The sequence below is a fragment of the Neisseria sp. HMSC067G12 genome, from assembly GCF_001812725.1.
Lineage (GTDB): Bacteria > Pseudomonadota > Gammaproteobacteria > Burkholderiales > Neisseriaceae > Neisseria > Neisseria perflava.
The window spans coordinates 104,667-122,586 of the sequence record NZ_KV810226.1; the positions used below are offsets into that span (position 1 = coordinate 104,667).

Sequence of the window (17,920 nt, forward strand, 5' to 3'; positions counted from 1 at the left end):
AGGCCGTCTGAAATTTTCAGACGGCCTTTTGTTTATTTAAAAGATGAGTTTAAAAAACGGGTTTCGCCTTTACTTTGATTGAACGGATTACTACAATGCTTGCAATCTAATAAATATTTTAATCTCTCAAGGAGTATGCAATGAATGCTACACAATTAATCAGCCGGCTGACGCAAACCGTCGGTGAAAAATACATCATCACAGACCCGGCGAAAACCGAACAATACCGTCAAGGCTATCGTTTTGGCGAAGGCAAGGCGCTGGCAGTTGTCCGCCCGGGTACGGTGTTGGAAATGTGGCAAATCTTGCAGGCATGTGTTGAGGCTGATGTTATCGTGATTACGCAGGCTGCCAATACCGGCCTGACTGGCGGCTCGACTCCTGACGGCAATGATTACGACCGAGATATTGTGATTGTGAATACCATGCGTCTGAACATCATTCAGCCGATTAACAATAACGAACAGGTTGTCTGCCTGCCCGGTTCTACCTTGAATCAATTGGAGCTGCTGCTGAAACCTTTAGGCCGTGAGCCGCACTCTGTAATTGGTTCGTCCTGTATCGGCGCATCTGTATTGGGTGGCGTATGTAATAACTCCGGCGGTGCATTGGTACAGCGTGGTCCGGCTTATACGGAAATGGCCCTGTTTGCACAAATCAACGAAGAGGATAAGCTGGAGCTGGTCAACCATTTGGGCATTGATTTGGGCGAAACCCCTGAAGAAATTCTGACCAATCTGCAAGGTTTCCATTATCAGAAAAAAGACATTGTTCAAAATGCAGGCAAAGGGCATGACCATGCTTATTGCGATCATGTCCGCCAAGTGAATGAACCGACTGCCGCCCGTTTTAATGCCGACCCTGCGCGTCACTACGAAGCATCAGGTTGCGCGGGCAAGCTGATGGTGTTTGCCGTACGCTTGGATACGTTCCCACAAGAAAAACAGACTGCCGTTTTCTATATCGGTACAAATGATATTAATGAGCTGACCGATATTCGTCGTGCTGCTTTGAGCGAGTTTAAAAACCTGCCTATTTCTGGTGAGTATATCCATCGTCATGCTTTTGATATTGCTGCCGTTTATGGTAAAGATACTTTTTATATCATTAAGACGTTCGGTACCCACCAACTTCCGAAACTGTTTGATCTGAAGGCCCGTGTGGATAGATTCAGCAAAAAGATAAGTTTCTTACCAAAACACTTCTCTGATAAATTCATGCAACTGATCAGTAAGATTTTGCCCGATCACTTGCCGAAATCTATGCGCAACTATCGGGATAAATATGAACATCACCTGATTTTAAAAATGGGTGGCGAGGGGGTAGAAGAAGCGCGTGCTTTCTTGAAGGAATATTTTGCAACCCATGGCGGCGCATTCTTTGAATGTAATGCCGAAGAAACGCAGGCGGCTATGCTGCATCGCTTTGCTGTGGCTTCTGCCGCGATCCGTTACCGTTCTGTACATGATGATGAAGTAGAGGATTTGGTTGCACTCGATATCGCCTTGCGTCGTGATGATCGTGATTGGTTTGAAACACTGCCGCCCGAAATCGACAATAAAATCATCCATAAATTGTATTACGGACATTTTATGTGTCATGTGTTCCATCAGGACTACATCATTAAAAAAGGCAACGACTGTATGGCTTTGGAACATGAAATGCTCCATCTGCTTGACCAACGCGGTGCGCAATATCCTGCCGAGCATAATGTCGGTCATCTGTATGAAGCCAAGCCCGAGCTGAAACAGTTCTATAAAAAACTCGACCCAACCAACAGCTTCAACCCCGGTATCGGTAAAACCAGTAAGAAGAAAAACTGGGCAGAATAAAGCGTAGTTAAAATAAAGGCCGTCTGAATATTTCAGACGGCCTTTTTATATGTTTGCTTATCAGAACAGATTACTGATGAAAATCAGCAGAATCACCAACGGCACGAGGTATTTCACATAGGCAAACCAGATATTGACCGTAGTATGGTTGCCTTTGTAGAGCAATTCGTCCTTCGCTTCATCTTTCATCACGAAACCGACGAACAAGGCAGAGCCGAGCGCGGTCAGCATAAACAGGATGTTGCCGCTGATATAGTCAAAAGCATCGAAAATGTTTTTACCAAACACGGAAATATCTTTCCATGGGCCGTAGCTCAAGATGGAAGGGATATTGCCGAAGATAAAAATACCTGTCAGTACGATGGTAATAGCCGCTGCGCGGCGGATTTTGGTTTTCTCCTGAATGGTCGTAATCAACACTTCATAAATGGTCAGAGAAGTGGTCAGCGCGGCAATCAGAAGCAGTGAGAAGAAAATCACTGCAAATACAGGGCCTGCCCACATATTGGAGAACACGATCGGCAGGCTTTGGAACACCAGCGTCGGGCCGGAGTTAGGGGCAACGCCAAAGCTGAAGAGGGATGGGAAAATCATAAAGCCAGCCAACACGGCAATCAAAGTATTGGTAATCGCGGTAATTACGGCCGTCTGAACCAGATTTTCGTTTTTATCCAGATAGCTGGATAACGTAATCATCACTCCGAAACCCAAGCTCAGTGCGAAGAATACTTGCCCCAAAACGAAGACGAAAAGTTCGGCGGTAATTTTGCTGAAATCAGGCTTCAGATAGAAAGTAATCCCTTCCATCGCACCCGGCAGGGTAACGTTGCGCACGACCATGGCAATCAGGAATAAAAACAGCAAAGGCATCAGGTATTTTGCCGCTTTTTCAATACCGCCAATGACGCCTTTGACCAAAATCCATTGGTTCACAACCACAAATAGGAAGGTATAAAACGCAATTTCCCAAGGGCTGTTTTCGATGTGTTCGGTAAAGAAGCTTTTCGTTATTTCGCCGCTGACAGGGCTGGAAATGTCCAAATTGCCACCGATGATGTTGACGATGTAGCTGATGACCCAGCCGCCGAGCACCATGTAATAGGCCATGATGCCGAATGCGCCGAGCAGGCCCATCCAACCGACCGCTTTCCAAACTTTGGCAACAGGTTTGCCGTTCATCGAGCCGCCAAACGCATCCAGCGCGTTCACGCCTTTACGGCGGCCGATGACGTTTTCCACCAAAATCATCGGAATACCGATGACCAACATGGCGATACAGAACAAAAACACATATGCGCCGCCGCCGTTTTCACCGACTAAATACGGGAAACGCCACGTTGCGCCGAAACCGACAGTCGCGCCGGCAACGGTAAGGATGTAAGTCAAACGGTTGGACCAAGTTTGACGGGGTTGATTGGAAGACATAAAAACTCAGATACATGAAAATAAAGACAACATTTTACCGCAAAGATTTAACGAATCTTGACTAAAGTCTGAAAAGAAAATTAGTTAAAAAAACCATGTAATGAAGAATTTTTAGTGGGTTTCTCTGGTTTGCTTGGTATTGAAACCTGCAAACAGAGAATTTGTCTGAAGCGATACGAATGATTGAAAGAGCCGTAACGATAAAGGCCGTCTGAAAAGTGGGATATGGGAAAGGGTTGTTGTGAGGGGATTGGATAGCACTAAGGTGTGCTTTCAAATATGTCGGCAACAAAGATGGTCTTTCTCTAAGGCTGTCTAATAATATCCTGTAACCCTAGCTTGGATAGCCGATAGATTTTCTTTCTATAAAACGATTTGTCTGAAATTGGAACGGCACAGATTGATGCGGAAGAGACGAGAAAGAGAAAAGGAGTAATGGCAAGTTAATGAGTGGAGATGGGTTTGGCAATGATGGCTTCTTTAGATGAGAAAGGCCGTCTAAAAGCATGCCCGCTTGATTGTCAAATTTTAGATAAAAAAAACCATCTATACTAAGGGGAAAGTATAGATGGCCAAACACATTACGGGGAAAACGTCTTACTCACTTACTCACTTCTCTCGAAGCAAGTGTTACTCAGACAGGCGAATTATACAATAGTTCAGTCCTTCTAGTGTTAAATTCTGTTAAATAAAAATAATAAGGTTTAGATGTTTGATTTTAAAGAAATTAAAAATCCATTTTGTTTAAAAAAATATCTCAAAATTTTGGAATTTTTTTAGATTTGGATGAATTTCCATTCTCCGGCGGCCAAATCGTCGATATTCCAGTCGCCGAATTGTTCACGGTGGAGCTGCTCGACACGGTTGCCTGCGGCTGCGACCATGCGCTTGACCTGATGATATTTGCCCTCGGTAATGGTCATCATCAATGTGTTTGGGTCGGCCAACACTGCTTCGGCGGCAGCGACGGTTTCATTATCGTCATGCAGGAGGACTCCGTTTTTCAACGTAGCGCAAAGGGTATCGTCGGCAGGATGCTTCAAGGTAACGCGGTAGAGCTTCGGAACTTTGTGTTTGGGCGAAGTAACGCGGTGGTTAAATTGCCCGTCGTTGGTAATCAGAATAATGCCGGTTGTGTCTGCATCCAAGCGGCCGACTGCCTGCATATCGATATTGCGCATGTGGTCGGGAAAAAGGCTGAAGATGCTCGGATATTGCTGGGGTTTGTGCGAAGTTTCGTAATCCGCAGGCTTATGAAGCAAAATGTAGAAATAGGGCATGGGTACGGCGGCAATCTCTTCGCCGTCAACAGACAGGGTGCGCACTTGAGACGGATCGATATCGTCTTTTGCACGATTATGAATTTCGCCGTTGATGGCGATACAGTCATTGTCTATCAGCCACTGGCATTGCTTGCGGCTGCCGAGACCCTGCGATTGGATGTATTTGAGCAGTTGCATGGTTGAAAAGTAGGAAATGTTCAGACGGCCTTTATTGTACTGGAAAACCGGTTTTAAGGCCGTCTGAAAAGCAGAGGCAAAAAAATCGCCCCTTTAAAATGTTAAGGGGCGCAAAAGGAACACAAACCACTACCAAAAACTGTTACAGGGCAAATTCTCCTATTTGATGTGTTGCCGGATAAAGTGCTTTCATCAAGTCATGTGGTGAAAGCGAGAAATCTTCGCTGTTTGTCGTCAGACGGCCTTGCTGAGGCGTGAGTTCGAGCAATCGGGCGTTTGCCGACTGGATGAACTTGTTTTTCGTGCGCTGCATTTTTCGTTGCAGGGCGGAAACAACGCGGTTGTACAGACTGTCTTTTTGCTTGACTTCACGTGTGTCGGCCACCCAGCTCAAGCGTGTATTGCCGTCTTCATCTTCAATCAGCAGGATGCCGGTCTCTGATTGGGGCGATTTGCCCATGCAAGGAAGCCAAACATAATAGCGGCCATCTAAAGTAATGAATACTGCGTCGTGTACTTCGCACTCATCGCAACATTTGGTGGCGATTAAAGAGCGGATGGCTTGTTGGTGCAGTCTCAGAATGTCAAGGGAGACTTGCTTAAAAATACTTTCGGGCATTTTCTTCTCCTTTCATTCTGTGGTGCGGTTGTTTCGTTTCGATGGGTTGTATTATACGGAGATTTTTTAAATTTGCAAATGATAATTGTTCCTATTATTTAAATAATAAGTAAGGTATTCATTATTAAAGAAATTAAATTTAAAAAATTTTATAGAAATTGGGTTTTCTACTCAAAATTGGAGTAATAGCTGGCCAATAGATGAAAAAATAATAAAGGCCGTCTGAACAAATCCAGCGTTAAAAGGGTATTTGAAAAGCAGCTAAAGTTTTGCTGACTATACATTTCAGACGGCCTTCAGTATGATTCAGGACGTTTTGATAATTGTAGAAACCACCAACCATGAGCCAACGTCAGATTATCCTCGATACGGAAACCACGGGCCTTTATCCTGAAAGCGGCGACCGTCTGGTCGAATTTGCCGGCTTGGAAATGATTAATCGCCAAATGACCGACTCCAACCTTCATTTATATGTCCACCCCGAACGCGATATGCCGGAGGAAGCGGCGAAGGTGCATGGTTTGACGATTGAAGTATTGGAAGCGAAGAATGCGCCGCCGTTTGCCCAAGTGGGTAAACAGATTGCCGACTTTATACGTGGCGCAGAGCTGATCATCCATAATGCTAAGTTTGACGTCGGCTTCCTGAATATGGAATTCCGCCGCATGGGTTTGCCTTCTATTGAGGAGCTCGGCTGTAAAGTCACCGACACGCTGGCCATGGCGCGTGAAATGTTTCCGGGGCAAAAGGCAAGCTTGGATGCCTTGTGTAACCGCTTTTCCGTTGACCGCAGCAAACGTGTCTTGCACGGCGCGTTAATCGACTGCGAGCTTTTGGGTGAAGTCTATCTTGCCATGACGCGTCAGCAGTTCGACCTGATGGGCGGCGAGGCGGAAGAAGAGGGCGAAGTCAAACCAACCGTTATTGCTGAAACTAAACGTACGTCGCAGTTGAAAGTCATCAAAGCCAATGCGGAAGAGCTGGCCGCGCATGAAAAATATTTGGACGATTTGGGCGAAGTGTGTGTATGGCGCAAGGCAGAAACGCCGAATGAGGCCGATGCCGGAGCGTCAGCATGATGCGCCGCAATATCGCTTTGATTCCTGCTGCCGGTGTCGGGGCGCGATTTGGCGCGGGAAAACCTAAACAATATGTTGAAATCAATGGTAAAACCGTATTGCAATATGCCATAGAAATTTTTGAGCAACACCCCCGCATAGATTTAATTGCCGTTATTCTTTCGCCGGAAGATTCGGTTTTTCAGACGGCCCTATCTGAGAAGGTGCGTGTCTTCCGAGTGGGCGGTGCAAGTCGTGCCGAAACGGTACGCAATGGTGTGTCCGTTTTATTGGAGCAAGGTTTGGCCGAGGCGCAAGACAATATCTTGGTTCATGATGCTGCGCGCTGTTGCCTGCCTGCCGAAGCGTTAACTCGTTTGCTTGATGAGGCAGGCGAAAATGATGAAGGCGGCATTCTGGCCATACCGGTGGCCGATACGCTCAAGCGGGCAGACGGCAGTCATCATATTGATGAAACCGTTGCACGTGCAGGATTATGGCAGGCGCAAACGCCGCAGCTTTTTCAGACGGCCTTATTAAATCGAGCCTTATCGGTTGATGATTTGAGTGAAATTACGGATGAAGCATCAGCGGTTGAAAAACTGGGTATCCGACCGCGCTTGGTGCAGGGTGATACGCGCAATTTAAAATTGACGCTGCCGCAAGACGAATACATTGTCAGATTGTTGCTCAAGGCCGTCTGAACAATTAAAACCCATTATTTAAGGAAACAATATGAATATCCGTGTCGGACAGGGCTACGATGTCCATCAGTTGGTTGAAGGGCGAGATTTGATACTCGGCGGCGTCAACATTCCGTTTGAAAAAGGCTTGCTGGGCCATTCCGATGCCGATGCGCTTTTGCATGCGATTACCGATGCCCTGTTGGGCGCGGCCGGTTTGGGCGATATCGGCAGCCATTTTCCTGATACTGCCGCCGAATTCAAAGATGCAGACAGCCGTGTGCTGTTGCGCGAGGCTTATCAAAGCGTGCAGGTATTGGGTTGGAAGGTGGTTAATGTCGATACGACTGTGATTGCGCAAAAGCCAAAACTTGCGCCGCATATTCCAGCAATGCGCGCCAATATTGCCGTAGATTTGGGTTTGCCTGAAAACTGCGTGAACATCAAGGGTAAAACCAACGAAAAACTTGGCTATCTGGGGCGTATGGAAGCCATTGAAGCGCAAGCGGCAGTATTGCTGATTAAAGCCTAAGAGCTTAAAATTACTTTATTATTCAAACTGAAGGACTGACAACATGGCAACTCAAGACGAACTCAAACGTATTGCCGCCGAAAAAGCGGTGGAATTTGTTCCTGAAAACGAATACATCGGTATCGGTACCGGCTCTACCATCAACTTCTTTATCGAAGCTTTGGGTAAAAGCGGTAAGAAAATTAAGGGTGCCGTGTCTACTTCTAAAAAATCCAGCGAGCTTTTGGCGAAATATGAAATTCCAGAAGTTTCACTGAATGAAGTGATGGGTTTGGCGGTTTATGTTGACGGCGCAGACGAAGTCAACCACGCGCTGCAAATGATTAAAGGTGGCGGCGGTGCGCATTTGAACGAAAAAATCGTGGCCAGTGCATCCGATAAATTTGTCTGTATTGCCGATGAAAGCAAATATGTTTCCCGTTTGGGTAAATTCCCGTTGCCGGTAGAAGTGGTTGAAAATGCCCGTTCGCTGGTGTCGCGCAAACTGCTTGCCATGGGCGGACAGCCTGAGTTGCGTGTCGGCTATACTACTTTCTATGGCAACCAAATCGTCGATGTTCACGGCCTCAATATCGACCAAGCCCTGAAAATGGAAGACGAAATCAACAAAATCACCGGCGTACTCGAAAACGGTATTTTTGCCCGCGATGCCGCCGATGTGTTGGTTTTGGGTACGGCAGAAGGCGCAAAAGTCATCCTGCCTTGTCAGGATTAATGAAGATTAATCAATCTTAAAGGCCGTCTGAAAGTGTATTAGGTCTTTCAGACGGCCTTCAATTTGGCAAAATATGCAAATTAGTAAAATTATAAAATGGTTGCCCGTTGTTTTATCCGTTTTGGGCGCGCTTGGTTACAGCTCACGCGATACCGAGTTGATTCGTACAGGGGTAAGCGTTGCCGCAACATTGGCACAAAGCGACAATATCGGTTTGGAAAAGGTCAATGAATGGCTGGGTGAAAATGTCGTCAAAGCCACATCTGACACCAAAGCCGAAGCTGAACCCAAACCGGAACAAAAACAAAAGTCATTGCGACAATCCTACACATACAACGGAAAAATCATCAAAATCCATGATGGCGATACCGTGCATATTATCGATAGCGACGGCCGGAAACACAAAATCCGTATGGCCTATATTGATGCACCGGAAATCAATCAGGCTTATGGTACGCAATCACGAGATAATCTGATTGATGCCGCATTGAATAAAAAAGTCAAAGTCCGTGTGTTTGAAGCTGACCGCTACCAGCGCGAAGTTGCCCAAGTATCTGTCGGCACGATTGACTTGAATTTAATGCAGATACGGGATGGCGCCGCATGGCATTATGAAAGTTATGCCAAAAAACAACAAAGTAAAACCGCTTACACTGACTATTCGGCCGCACAAAAACAAGCCAAGGAAAAACGAAAAGGCTTATGGAAAAAAGACAATCCGCAAGCACCTTGGCAATTTCGCCGTCAAAATTATGAGCAGCAGAGCGGTGATAAAAAGCAGTCTGATAAACAATGGTTCGGGATTTGGTAGGTTTTAAGAAAGAGACTGTCTGAAAACTTTCAGACGGCCTTTAATCATTAAGGTTTAGTATAAGATAAGAATGAGTGGCAGGTTTATGATTGGAGGGTAATAGAAATAAAAGTGTGGTGTAATATTTTTAAGAAGGGCGGATATGAAAAAAGACACCGTTAGCTGGTGTCTTTAGTATCTGGCAGAGAGGAAGGGATTCGAACCCTCGATACGCTATTCACGTATACACGCTTTCCAGGCGTGCGACTTAAACCACTCATCCACCTCTCTGTGGACTATTATCCTGACTTGTTATCAGAATAATGTGAAAAATTGACTGATTGATTTATCAGTGGTGCCCAGGAGAAGACTCGAACTTCCACACCCGTGAGGATACTAGCACCTGAAGCTAGCGCGTCTACCAATTCCGCCACCTGGGCAATTTAAATTTTCTTAAGCAAAGAAGCACCAAATTATTTGGTGCCCAGGAGAAGACTCGAACTTCCACGCCCGTGAGGACACTAGCACCTGAAGCTAGCGCGTCTACCAATTCCGCCACCTGGGCTTTGCTTTATTCTTCAATTTAAGGTAGAGTTGACTACCTGAACTGCGAAGAAGCAGCTATTATATATTTTAAAAAAAGAATGTCAACTATCAAAATGAACAAAAATACTAAATCTTTAAATTTACGAGAAAAAGACCCGTATTTGGAGCGGGAGAAACAACGTTACGCTCATCCGTTGCCCAGCCGTGAATGGGTCATTGAATTATTGGAACAAAAAGGTGTGCCGACAAAAATCGAAGCGTTGGCACATGAATTGTCGATTACAGAAGATGAATATGAATTCTTCGAACGCCGTTTGAAAGCGATGGCACGTGATGGTCAGGTGTTGATCAACCGACGTGGCGCGGTATGCGCGGCAGAAAAATTGGCATTGGTTAAATGTCGTGTCGAAGCGCATAAAGACGGTTTTGGTTTTGCTGTGCCGCTAACGCCGACGGGCGAAGGTGATTTCGTTTTGTATGAGCGTCAGATGCGCGGCGTGATGCACGGGGATATTGTTACCGTTCGTCCTGCCGGTATCGACCGCAGAGGCCGTCGTGAAGGAACGGTTTTAGATGTGGTGGAGCGTGCGCAGTCTAAAGTGGTCGGTCGTTTTTATATGGATCGTGGCGTGGCTATTTTGGAGGCAGAAGACAAGCGTTTGAGCCAAAGTATCGTGTTAGAGCCTGAAAGCGTGGCGAACTTTAAACCGCAATCCGGCCAAGTGATTGTGGCTGAAATTGAGACGTATCCTGAAGCGCATCGTCCTGCTGTGGCTAAGCTGATTGAAGTGTTGGGCGATTATGCCGACAGCGGTATGGAAATTGAAATTGCTGTACGCAAGCACCATTTGCCTCATCAATTCAGCGAAGCGTGTGTCAAAGCCGCGAAGAAAATTCCCGATCATGTGCGTAAAACCGACTTGAAAGGGCGCGTGGACTTACGCGATTTGCCTCTGGTAACCATTGACGGCGAAACTGCGCGGGACTTTGACGATGCGGTTTTTGCCGAAAAAATTGGCCGCAACTACCGCTTGGTGGTGGCGATAGCTGATGTCAGTCATTATGTCCGCCCTGATGACGCGATTGATGTAGATGCTCAAGAACGCAGTACCAGCGTGTATTTCCCGCGCCGTGTGATTCCAATGCTGCCGGAGAATTTGTCCAACGGCATCTGCTCTCTCAATCCTGATGTTGAACGCCTGTGTATGGTGTGCGATATGGTGATTACCTATGCCGGCAATATCAAGGAATACCGTTTCTATCCGGCAGTAATGCGTTCTCATGCGCGACTGACTTACAATCAAGTTTGGGATTGGATTTCAGACGGCCAGGATTATCCGTTTAAGCAGCAAATCGATACTCTGTATAAGTTATTTAAAATCTTGCAGAAAAAACGTTTCGAGCGTGGCGCGGTTGAGTTTGAGAGCGTTGAGACTCAGATGATTTTTGATGACAACGGTAAGATTGACAAGATTGTTCCCGTTGTCCGCAACGATGCGCACAAGCTGATTGAAGAATGTATGTTAGCGGCGAATGTTTGCGCGGCAGAATTTTTGCTGAAAAACAAACATACGGCTTTGTTCCGTAATCACTTGGGCCCGACTCCTGAAAAACTGGCCACCTTACGCGAGCAGCTTGGTTTGCTGGGGCTGAGTTTGGGTGGCGGCGATAATCCGACGCCGAAAGACTATGCTACGCTTGCCGAGCAATTTAAAAACCGTCCGGACGCGGAATTGTTACAAGTGATGATGCTGCGTTCTATGCAGCAGGCGGTTTATGAGCCTCATTGCGACGGTCACTTTGGTCTGGCTTATGGCGCATATGCACACTTTACTTCGCCTATCCGCCGTTATCCCGATTTGACGGTACATCGCGCCATTAAAGCTGTATTGAACGGACAAACTTACCAACCCAATAAAACCTGGGAGGCTTTGGGCGTGCATACCTCTTTCTGCGAACGCCGAGCCGATGATGCCAGCCGCGATGTGGAAAACTGGCTGAAAACTTATTATATGCGCGACAAAGTCGGCGAAGTTTTCAGTGGCAAGATTTCGGGCATGACCAGCTTCGGTATTTTTGTAACCTTGGACGATATTCATATCGACGGCTTGGTACATATCAGCGATTTGGGAGAGGATTATTTCAACTTCCGTCCTGAAATTATGGCAATTGAGGGCGAGCGTAGTGGTGTCCGTTTCAACATGGGCGATACGGTTACTGTAAAAGTCGCGCGAGCCGATTTGGATACCAGCAAGATTGATTTGACCTTAATCAGCGGCGGTTCAGTCGGTAAGAAACGCGGAGGTAGAAAAGCAAAACCTGTAAGCAAGCCAATAGCTGCTGACAAGTCTGTCGAAAAGCGTAAGCGTAAACTGTCGGCTAAAGAAATTGATGAAGCGTTGGCTGCTCCCATGAAGGCAAAGAAGAGCAAGGTGAAAAGTAAACCTGCCTCCAAGCCTGCCAAGCCAAGCAAACCTAAAGCCGCAGGCAAGAAAAAAACGCAGGCGAAAACAACTTCCGTCAAAGCCGGGCATAAAAATAACGCGCAAGGCAAAAGCGTGAAGATTAAAGTAAAGAAAGCTGCTAAGAAATAAGCTGCATTCAATTCAGGCCGTCTGAAAAGTTTCAGACGGCCTGAATTTGTGATTTTATGAATAAAACCAAGGATAAATTAAGATGATAAAACTATACGGTATTCCCAATTGCGATACGGTTAAAAAAGCGCGCAGTTGGTTGGCGGAAAACGGCATCGAGTTTGAGTTTGTAGATTTTAAGAAAAACGCCCCGACTGCCGAATTGATTGATGGCTGGCTGGGTCAGGCGGCTTTGGAAATTTTGCTCAATAAAAGAGGTACGACTTGGCGCAAGTTGGATAAAGATGCGCAAGAATCTGCCGCCACAAAAGAAGGTGCGATTGCTTTGATGGTGGAGAATCCCAGCATCATCAAGCGGCCTGTATTGGTCAAAGAAGGACAGGTTCATGTCGGATTTTCAGTAGAAGCGTATCAGGAAATTTTCGGATAAGGTATTTTTAGGTTTTTAGGCCGTCTGAAAAAGCAAGCCTCGAAAAAATACGTTACAATACGCGCTTTGAGCCTGTTTTCAGGATTTTAAGATTTTTGCGGCAGCATTTTCTGGCTGCCGCGCCAAACTTTTCTTTCGGATAAATATGTTCCATATTGTTGAAAAATATAAAACACCCGCCCAGATTGTTTTAGGTATCATCGGTCTGACCTTTATCGGATTCGGTGCCAATAACTTGTCTTCGCCGGGTTCTGATTACATTGTCAAAGTCGGGGATGAGAAGGTCAGCGAGCATGCTTTACAGATTGCGATACAAAACGAGCAGGCTGCCGGCAATAATGCACCTTCGCGTGATGCGGTATTCCAATCGTTATTGCAACGTGCTTATCTGAAGCAAGGTGCCAAGCTGATGGGCATCGCTGTGTCTCAGGAGCAAATCAAGCAAGTTATTGTGGATGATCCGAATTTCCATGATGCTTCCGGTAAATTCAGCCAGGATTTGCTCAAGAAATATTTGGATCAACGCAGGATGACCGAGGATCAGTTCGTTGAAGATATCCGCGAACAGTTCCAATTGCAAAATCTGTTGAATTTAGTGCAAAACGGCGCTTTGGTCAGCGATGCGCAAGCACGTCAGTTGATTAACCTGACTCAAGCAACACGTACCATCCGTTCATTTACGTTCAGCCCTGAAGCATTTGCGGCACAAGTAAAAGTAGATGATGCGGCTTTGCAAAAGTATTATGAAGCGCATAAAAAAGATTACTTGATTCCTCAAGCCGTTAAGCTGGAATATGTGGCTTTGAACATCAAAGATTTGGCTGACAAGCAAACCGTCAGTGCGGAAGAAGTACAAAAAGCTTACGACAGCAAAAGTGTAGATTTGTCGCCAAGAGCCGAAATTGCGCATATTTTCATTCCGGTCATGCCTAACGGAGATGAAGCAAGTAATGCGGAAATTAAAGCAGAAGTGGACAAAATGGCTGCGGAGCTTAAAGAGCATCCGGATTCGTTTGCCGAACTGGCGGCCAAGTATTCCAAAGACTTGTCCAGCAGCAATAAAGGCGGCAACTTGGGTTATCTGAGCAAAGGTGGCGGCAGCGGCTTTGGACCTGAATTCGATAAAGCGGCATTTGCATTGGGCAAAGGCGAAGTCAGCGATACCGTAAAATCATCTTTGGGTTATCACGTCATTAAAGTTTTGAATGTCGAAGCTGAGCCGACTTTGGAACAAGCCAAAGCGCGTATCGAAGCAGCCTTGAAACTGAAAAAAGCAGCTTCTGCCTTTAATGCTGCTAAAGAAAAATTGGGTGAAGATGCCTTCAATGCTCCATCTTCTTTGGCAAAAGCAGCCGCCAATTCAGGTTTGAAAGTGGAAAACTTGGATGAATGGGTGACCAGAGCGGGTGCGAAAGAGGCAGGTTTGCCTGAAACGTTGATTAATGCTGCGTTTAGCGACGATGTACTGAAGAAAAAACACAATTCTGAAGTAATTGCCATCAACAACGAAACCGTTTGGGTCATTCGTGCGAAAGAAGTGCGCGAAGAGAAAATCGCACCATTTGCGGAAGTCAAAGACAATGTCCGTGCAGCATATCAGCGCTCTGAAGCCGCCAAACTGGCAGAGAAAAAAGCCCAGGAAACTTTGGCCGCATTGAAAGCCGGTAAAGCTGCTGATGTTCAATGGTCGCCTGTTTCTCAATTGAGCGCACAAGATGCACGTAAAACCATGTCTCCGGAGGCTTATGCAGCTTTGCTGAAAGCGCGTCCTGTCGGCGGCAAACCTGCGTATACATTGTTGGAAGGTATGCCTGCGCCGGTGATTATGGAAGTTCAGAGCGTTTCTGCTCCTGAAAATGCCGATTCACAGATTCCGGCTGCTAAACAGGCTTTGGTTCAGCAGCTTTCCGCCAATGTTTTCGATGCCTTGCTCCAGTATTTGGATAAGAAAATCGATCGTACGCAAGGTGCACAACAAGTTAATAATGCTGCCGAATAAGCAGAATATTAGAGTAGGGCAGCCGGATGAATTCCGGCTGTTTTCTTATTTTTAGCTATCTTTTTAAAGGCCGTCTGAAATCATGAGTAAAAATCCTGATGCCTTTGTCCGCTTGATTAATGCATTAAAAATCCTGCCTAATGTCGGCCCGAAATCCGCTCAACGCATGGCTTACCAGCTTTTACAGTACAAACGCGAAGAAGCGCAGGAGTTGGTGGATGCTTTGCAGTTTGCCTTAAGACAGGTGCAGCATTGTCGGATGTGTAATACATTTTGCGAAGGCGATTTGTGTGAAATTTGCGCCGACGAAAAACGTGAGAAAAGCCGCTTGATGATTGTGCATATGCCGGCGGATGTTTCCAGTATGGAGGCGGCTAATTGCCATGATGGCCTGTATTTTGTTTTGATGGGGCAAGTCAGTCCGGCGCAGGGCATGGATATTTCGGCAGTGGCATTAGATAAGCTGGTTGCCCGTTTGCAGGCGAGTGATATTGAGGAAATTATCATTGCAACCAACTTCACAGCCGAAGGCGACGCGACAGCGTATGTATTGGCGGAATTGTTTAAAAATCTTCCTTATAAAGTCAGCCGGTTGGCAAGGGGAATCCCTTTGGGCGGCGAGATGGAATATGTGGATGCCGGTACTTTGGCACAGGCTGTTTACGATAGAAGAAATATCCAATCTTAAATGCCAATATAAAAAGGCCGTCTGAATGTTTTTCAGACGGCCTTTTCATTGATGAAATCAGATTATTTGCAGCTGACGCCTTGAATTTGAGGCGTATCACCGTTGCCGACTTTAAATGCGCATTTGGTTGCGCTGCTGCCGGATACGGTAACAACACCGTTTCCGCTGTTGAGGCTGACAGGTTCTTTTACGCCCATGCCGACAGCAGTGGCTGCCAGTTTTTGAACATCGGCGTCGGAGTAAGCGGTATTGTTTGAACTGATTTTGATTTCTTTGGCGGCATATGCATTGAAGCTGAATGACAAACCCACAGCTACGGATACGAGGGCCAAGAATTTTTTGCTGTTCATTAGTGTATTTCCTTTTTGATGGTGACAAAGTGTGTCACAGCTTCAGAATAAGGGCGATTGGCCGATTGTGCAAGTTTTTCGGCGGAATTTACGGGAAGATACATGGTTTTACATACACTTTATCCCTGAATGCTACATCAGTCGGGCAATCGGACGACCTGTCGGTTTTACGGTACAATAAGCCATTTTTGACAAACGAATGAGGCATTTTTGAATGGCTTCTTTAGAAACTTGGATAGGCCTGCGCTATTTGCGTGCGAAAAAACGCAATGGCTTTATGTCATTTATTACCATGATTTCAATCGTCGGTATCGCCTTGGGTGTAACGGCGCTGATTGTGGTGTTATCGGTAATGAACGGATTTCAGAAAGAGATACGAGGTCAATTGTTGAACGTCGCACCTCATGCAGAAATCGGCTATTACGATGTCGGCAGTGCGCCGGGTTGGCAGAGTTTGCGCGAATTTGTAAAAGGCAAAAAGGAAGTATTGGCCAGCGCGCCTTATGTTTCCGATCAGGCTTTGCTTGCTAATGCAGGAGAAGTGCGCGGTGTACAAATACGCGGTATTTTGCCGTCTGAAGAAAAAAATGTCGTTGATTACGGCAAGGATATGCCGGCCGGCAGTTTCGACGATTTGAAGCCGGGCGAATTTGATATTATTTTGGGTCAAGGGCTTGCTGAGGCATTGGGCACGGAGATTGGTGGCAAGGTTACAGTGATTACGCCTGAGGGGAATGTTACTCCTGCCGGTGTAGTGCCGCGCTTGAAGCAGTTTAATGTGGTCGGTGTGGTAAAAACCGGTGTATATGAAGTCGATAACACATTGGCCATGACGCATATCAAGGATGCGCAAGTCTTGTATCGACTGGGAGAAAATGTCGGTGGGCTGCGTTTACGATTGGCTGATCCTCAGAATGCGCCGTCTTTCATTGCCAAGTTGATTCCTGATGCTAAAAAAGATGAAGTATGGGTGCGCGACTGGACGTTTAACAACCGCAGCTATTTTGAAGCCGTTGAGTTGGAAAAACGCATGATGTTCATCATTTTGACACTGATTATCGCGGTTGCTGCGTTTAACCTCGTTTCTTCTTTGGTAATGGCGGTAACGGAAAAACAAGCCGATATTGCGATTTTGCGCACTTTGGGTTTGTCCCCGGGTGGGGTCATGAAGATTTTCTTGGTACAGGGCGCATTTGCGGGGTTCTTTGGTACGCTTGTGGGCGTGGTATGCGGTGTATTGTTGGGGTGGAATGTTGGTAAGATTGTCGCGTTTTTTGAAGACCTATTTGGCGTACATTTGATTAACTCACAGGTTTATTTCATCGATTACCTGCCTAGCGATGTGAACTTGAAGGATGTCGCCGTTATTGCCTGCATTTCGCTTGGCTTGGCATTTATCGCCACACTGTATCCGAGCTGGCGTGCTGCAAAAACCCAACCTGCGGAGGCTTTGCGTTATGAGTAAGACAATTTTGAAATGTACCGGCGTTGGCAAAAGCTATAATGATGGCGCATTGAATGTACAAGTGTTGAATCATTTGGATTTTGAAGTTGCAGAAGCGGAAAGCGTGAGTATTATTGGTTCGTCAGGCAGCGGTAAATCCACATTGCTGCACCTTCTTGGTGGCTTGGATATGCCGTCTGAAGGCAAGGTGATACTGATGGATCAGGATTTGGGCGGCTTGAGCCAAAAACAGTTGGGTGAATTGCGCAACCGTTATTTGGGCTTTGTGTATCAATTCCACCATCTATTGCCTGAGTTTTCTGCTTTGGAAAATGTCATGATGCCGCTTTTAATCGGCAAAATGCCCAAGGCGATGGCTGAGGAGAAGGCTGTCAATATGCTGAAAAAGGTTGGCTTGGACAAGCGTATGCTGCACCGTCCGAGTGAACTTTCCGGCGGCGAGCGTCAGCGTGCGGCGATTGCCCGTGCTTTGGTTAATGAGCCGAAATGCTTATTGGCGGATGAACCGACGGGAAACCTTGACCGTAAAAATGCGCAAAATGTGCTGGACATGATGCTGGATTTGAAACGCGAATTGAACACCAGCCTGATTGTGGTGACCCATGATGATGAGCTGGCTGAGCGTTTCGACCGGGTAATGACCATGAAAGACGGCAGCCTGCAAGTGCTGCAATAAGGTTATTATTTCAGGCAAATATTTTATGCTTTGAACGGTATAATAGAGGCCGTCTGAA

16 protein-coding genes and 3 tRNA genes are annotated in these 17,920 nt (G+C 46.3%); 12 read left to right on the forward strand and 7 right to left on the reverse strand.

Annotated features, from left to right (window positions below):
• Window positions 1–140: 140 nt before the first annotated feature.
• Window positions 141–1,832: a D-lactate dehydrogenase gene (dld, locus tag HMPREF2871_RS10470; RefSeq protein ID WP_049344788.1), complete on the forward strand. Its 1,692-nt coding sequence runs from the start codon at window positions 141–143 to the stop codon at window positions 1,830–1,832.
• Window positions 1,833–1,892: 60 nt separating this feature from the next.
• On the opposite strand, the gene HMPREF2871_RS10475 is transcribed toward dld, so the two are convergent.
• The 3 genes from HMPREF2871_RS10475 to HMPREF2871_RS10485 form a co-directional block, all read right to left on the reverse strand.
• A complete protein-coding gene (locus HMPREF2871_RS10475) occupies window positions 1,893–3,257 on the reverse strand; it encodes a sodium-dependent transporter (RefSeq protein WP_049336619.1) in 1,365 nt (454 codons plus the stop codon).
• 776 nt (window positions 3,258–4,033) lie between these two features.
• Complete coding sequence (locus tag HMPREF2871_RS10480) at window positions 4,034–4,717, reverse strand: 16S rRNA pseudouridine(516) synthase (protein ID WP_049336621.1); 684 nt, start codon at window positions 4,715–4,717, stop codon at window positions 4,034–4,036.
• A 142-nt stretch (window positions 4,718–4,859) separates the two neighbouring features.
• Complete coding sequence (locus HMPREF2871_RS10485) at window positions 4,860–5,336, reverse strand: NGO0322 family iron-responsive protein (RefSeq protein ID WP_003746951.1); 477 nt, start codon at window positions 5,334–5,336, stop codon at window positions 4,860–4,862.
• Window positions 5,337–5,677: 341 nt separating this feature from the next.
• Between HMPREF2871_RS10485 and dnaQ the strand changes: the two genes are divergently transcribed.
• The 5 genes from dnaQ (at window position 5,678) to HMPREF2871_RS10510 (ending at window position 9,135) form a co-directional block, all read left to right on the forward strand.
• Entirely contained in the window at window positions 5,678–6,415 is a 738-nt protein-coding gene (gene dnaQ, locus HMPREF2871_RS10490; RefSeq protein ID WP_049336622.1) for a DNA polymerase III subunit epsilon, read from the forward strand.
• Window positions 6,412–7,098, forward strand: coding sequence for a 2-C-methyl-D-erythritol 4-phosphate cytidylyltransferase (gene ispD, locus HMPREF2871_RS10495; protein ID WP_049336624.1), 687 nt, complete (start codon window positions 6,412–6,414; stop codon window positions 7,096–7,098). Before dnaQ ends, ispD begins: the two co-directional genes overlap by 4 nt.
• A 31-nt stretch (window positions 7,099–7,129) precedes the next feature.
• Window positions 7,130–7,609: a 2-C-methyl-D-erythritol 2,4-cyclodiphosphate synthase gene (ispF, locus tag HMPREF2871_RS10500; RefSeq protein WP_004519740.1), complete on the forward strand. Its 480-nt coding sequence runs from the start codon at window positions 7,130–7,132 to the stop codon at window positions 7,607–7,609.
• Window positions 7,610–7,652: 43 nt separating this feature from the next.
• On the forward strand, window positions 7,653–8,324 hold the full coding sequence (gene rpiA, locus HMPREF2871_RS10505; protein ID WP_003679072.1) for a ribose-5-phosphate isomerase RpiA: 672 nt from the start codon (window positions 7,653–7,655) through the stop codon (window positions 8,322–8,324).
• Between the two features lie 73 nt (window positions 8,325–8,397).
• A complete protein-coding gene (locus HMPREF2871_RS10510; protein ID WP_004519739.1) occupies window positions 8,398–9,135 on the forward strand; it encodes a thermonuclease family protein in 738 nt (245 codons plus the stop codon).
• A 179-nt stretch (window positions 9,136–9,314) separates the two neighbouring features.
• Here HMPREF2871_RS10510 and HMPREF2871_RS10515 read toward each other — a convergent pair.
• The 3 genes from HMPREF2871_RS10515 to HMPREF2871_RS10525 all read right to left on the reverse strand — a co-directional run bounded on the left by HMPREF2871_RS10515 (window position 9,315) and on the right by HMPREF2871_RS10525 (window position 9,679).
• Window positions 9,315–9,405, reverse strand: a tRNA-Ser gene (locus tag HMPREF2871_RS10515).
• Window positions 9,406–9,467: 62 nt separating this feature from the next.
• A tRNA-Leu gene (locus tag HMPREF2871_RS10520) sits at window positions 9,468–9,554 on the reverse strand.
• A gap of 38 nt (window positions 9,555–9,592) precedes the next feature.
• Window positions 9,593–9,679, reverse strand: a tRNA-Leu gene (locus HMPREF2871_RS10525).
• A 79-nt stretch (window positions 9,680–9,758) separates the two neighbouring features.
• Between HMPREF2871_RS10525 and rnr the strand changes: the two genes are divergently transcribed.
• The 4 genes from rnr to recR all read left to right on the forward strand — a co-directional run bounded on the left by rnr (window position 9,759) and on the right by recR (window position 15,371).
• Entirely contained in the window at window positions 9,759–12,254 is a 2,496-nt protein-coding gene (rnr, locus tag HMPREF2871_RS10530) for a ribonuclease R (protein ID WP_004519738.1), read from the forward strand.
• 82 nt (window positions 12,255–12,336) lie between these two features.
• Window positions 12,337–12,684 (forward strand): ArsC family reductase, encoded by a 348-nt coding sequence (locus HMPREF2871_RS10535; RefSeq protein ID WP_004519737.1) that lies wholly within the window; start codon window positions 12,337–12,339, stop codon window positions 12,682–12,684.
• A 145-nt stretch (window positions 12,685–12,829) separates the two neighbouring features.
• Entirely contained in the window at window positions 12,830–14,683 is a 1,854-nt protein-coding gene (locus HMPREF2871_RS10540) for a SurA N-terminal domain-containing protein (RefSeq protein WP_049344789.1), read from the forward strand.
• Between the two features lie 82 nt (window positions 14,684–14,765).
• A complete protein-coding gene (gene recR / locus HMPREF2871_RS10545) occupies window positions 14,766–15,371 on the forward strand; it encodes a recombination mediator RecR (RefSeq protein WP_003679078.1) in 606 nt (201 codons plus the stop codon).
• 62 nt (window positions 15,372–15,433) lie between these two features.
• Here recR and HMPREF2871_RS10550 read toward each other — a convergent pair whose 3' ends face one another.
• Window positions 15,434–15,721 (reverse strand): hypothetical protein, encoded by a 288-nt coding sequence (locus tag HMPREF2871_RS10550; protein WP_003683377.1) that lies wholly within the window; start codon window positions 15,719–15,721, stop codon window positions 15,434–15,436.
• A 214-nt stretch (window positions 15,722–15,935) separates the two neighbouring features.
• On the opposite strand from HMPREF2871_RS10550, the gene HMPREF2871_RS10555 reads away from it, so the two are divergent.
• Both HMPREF2871_RS10555 and lolD read left to right on the forward strand, forming a co-directional pair.
• The gene (locus tag HMPREF2871_RS10555; RefSeq protein WP_004519734.1) at window positions 15,936–17,186 is read left to right on the forward strand and encodes a lipoprotein-releasing ABC transporter permease subunit; all 1,251 of its coding nucleotides are present in this window, start codon (window positions 15,936–15,938) and stop codon (window positions 17,184–17,186) included.
• Window positions 17,179–17,862: a lipoprotein-releasing ABC transporter ATP-binding protein LolD gene (lolD, locus tag HMPREF2871_RS10560; protein WP_004519733.1), complete on the forward strand. Its 684-nt coding sequence runs from the start codon at window positions 17,179–17,181 to the stop codon at window positions 17,860–17,862. Before HMPREF2871_RS10555 ends, lolD begins: the two co-directional genes overlap by 8 nt.
• Window positions 17,863–17,920: the final 58 nt, after the last annotated feature.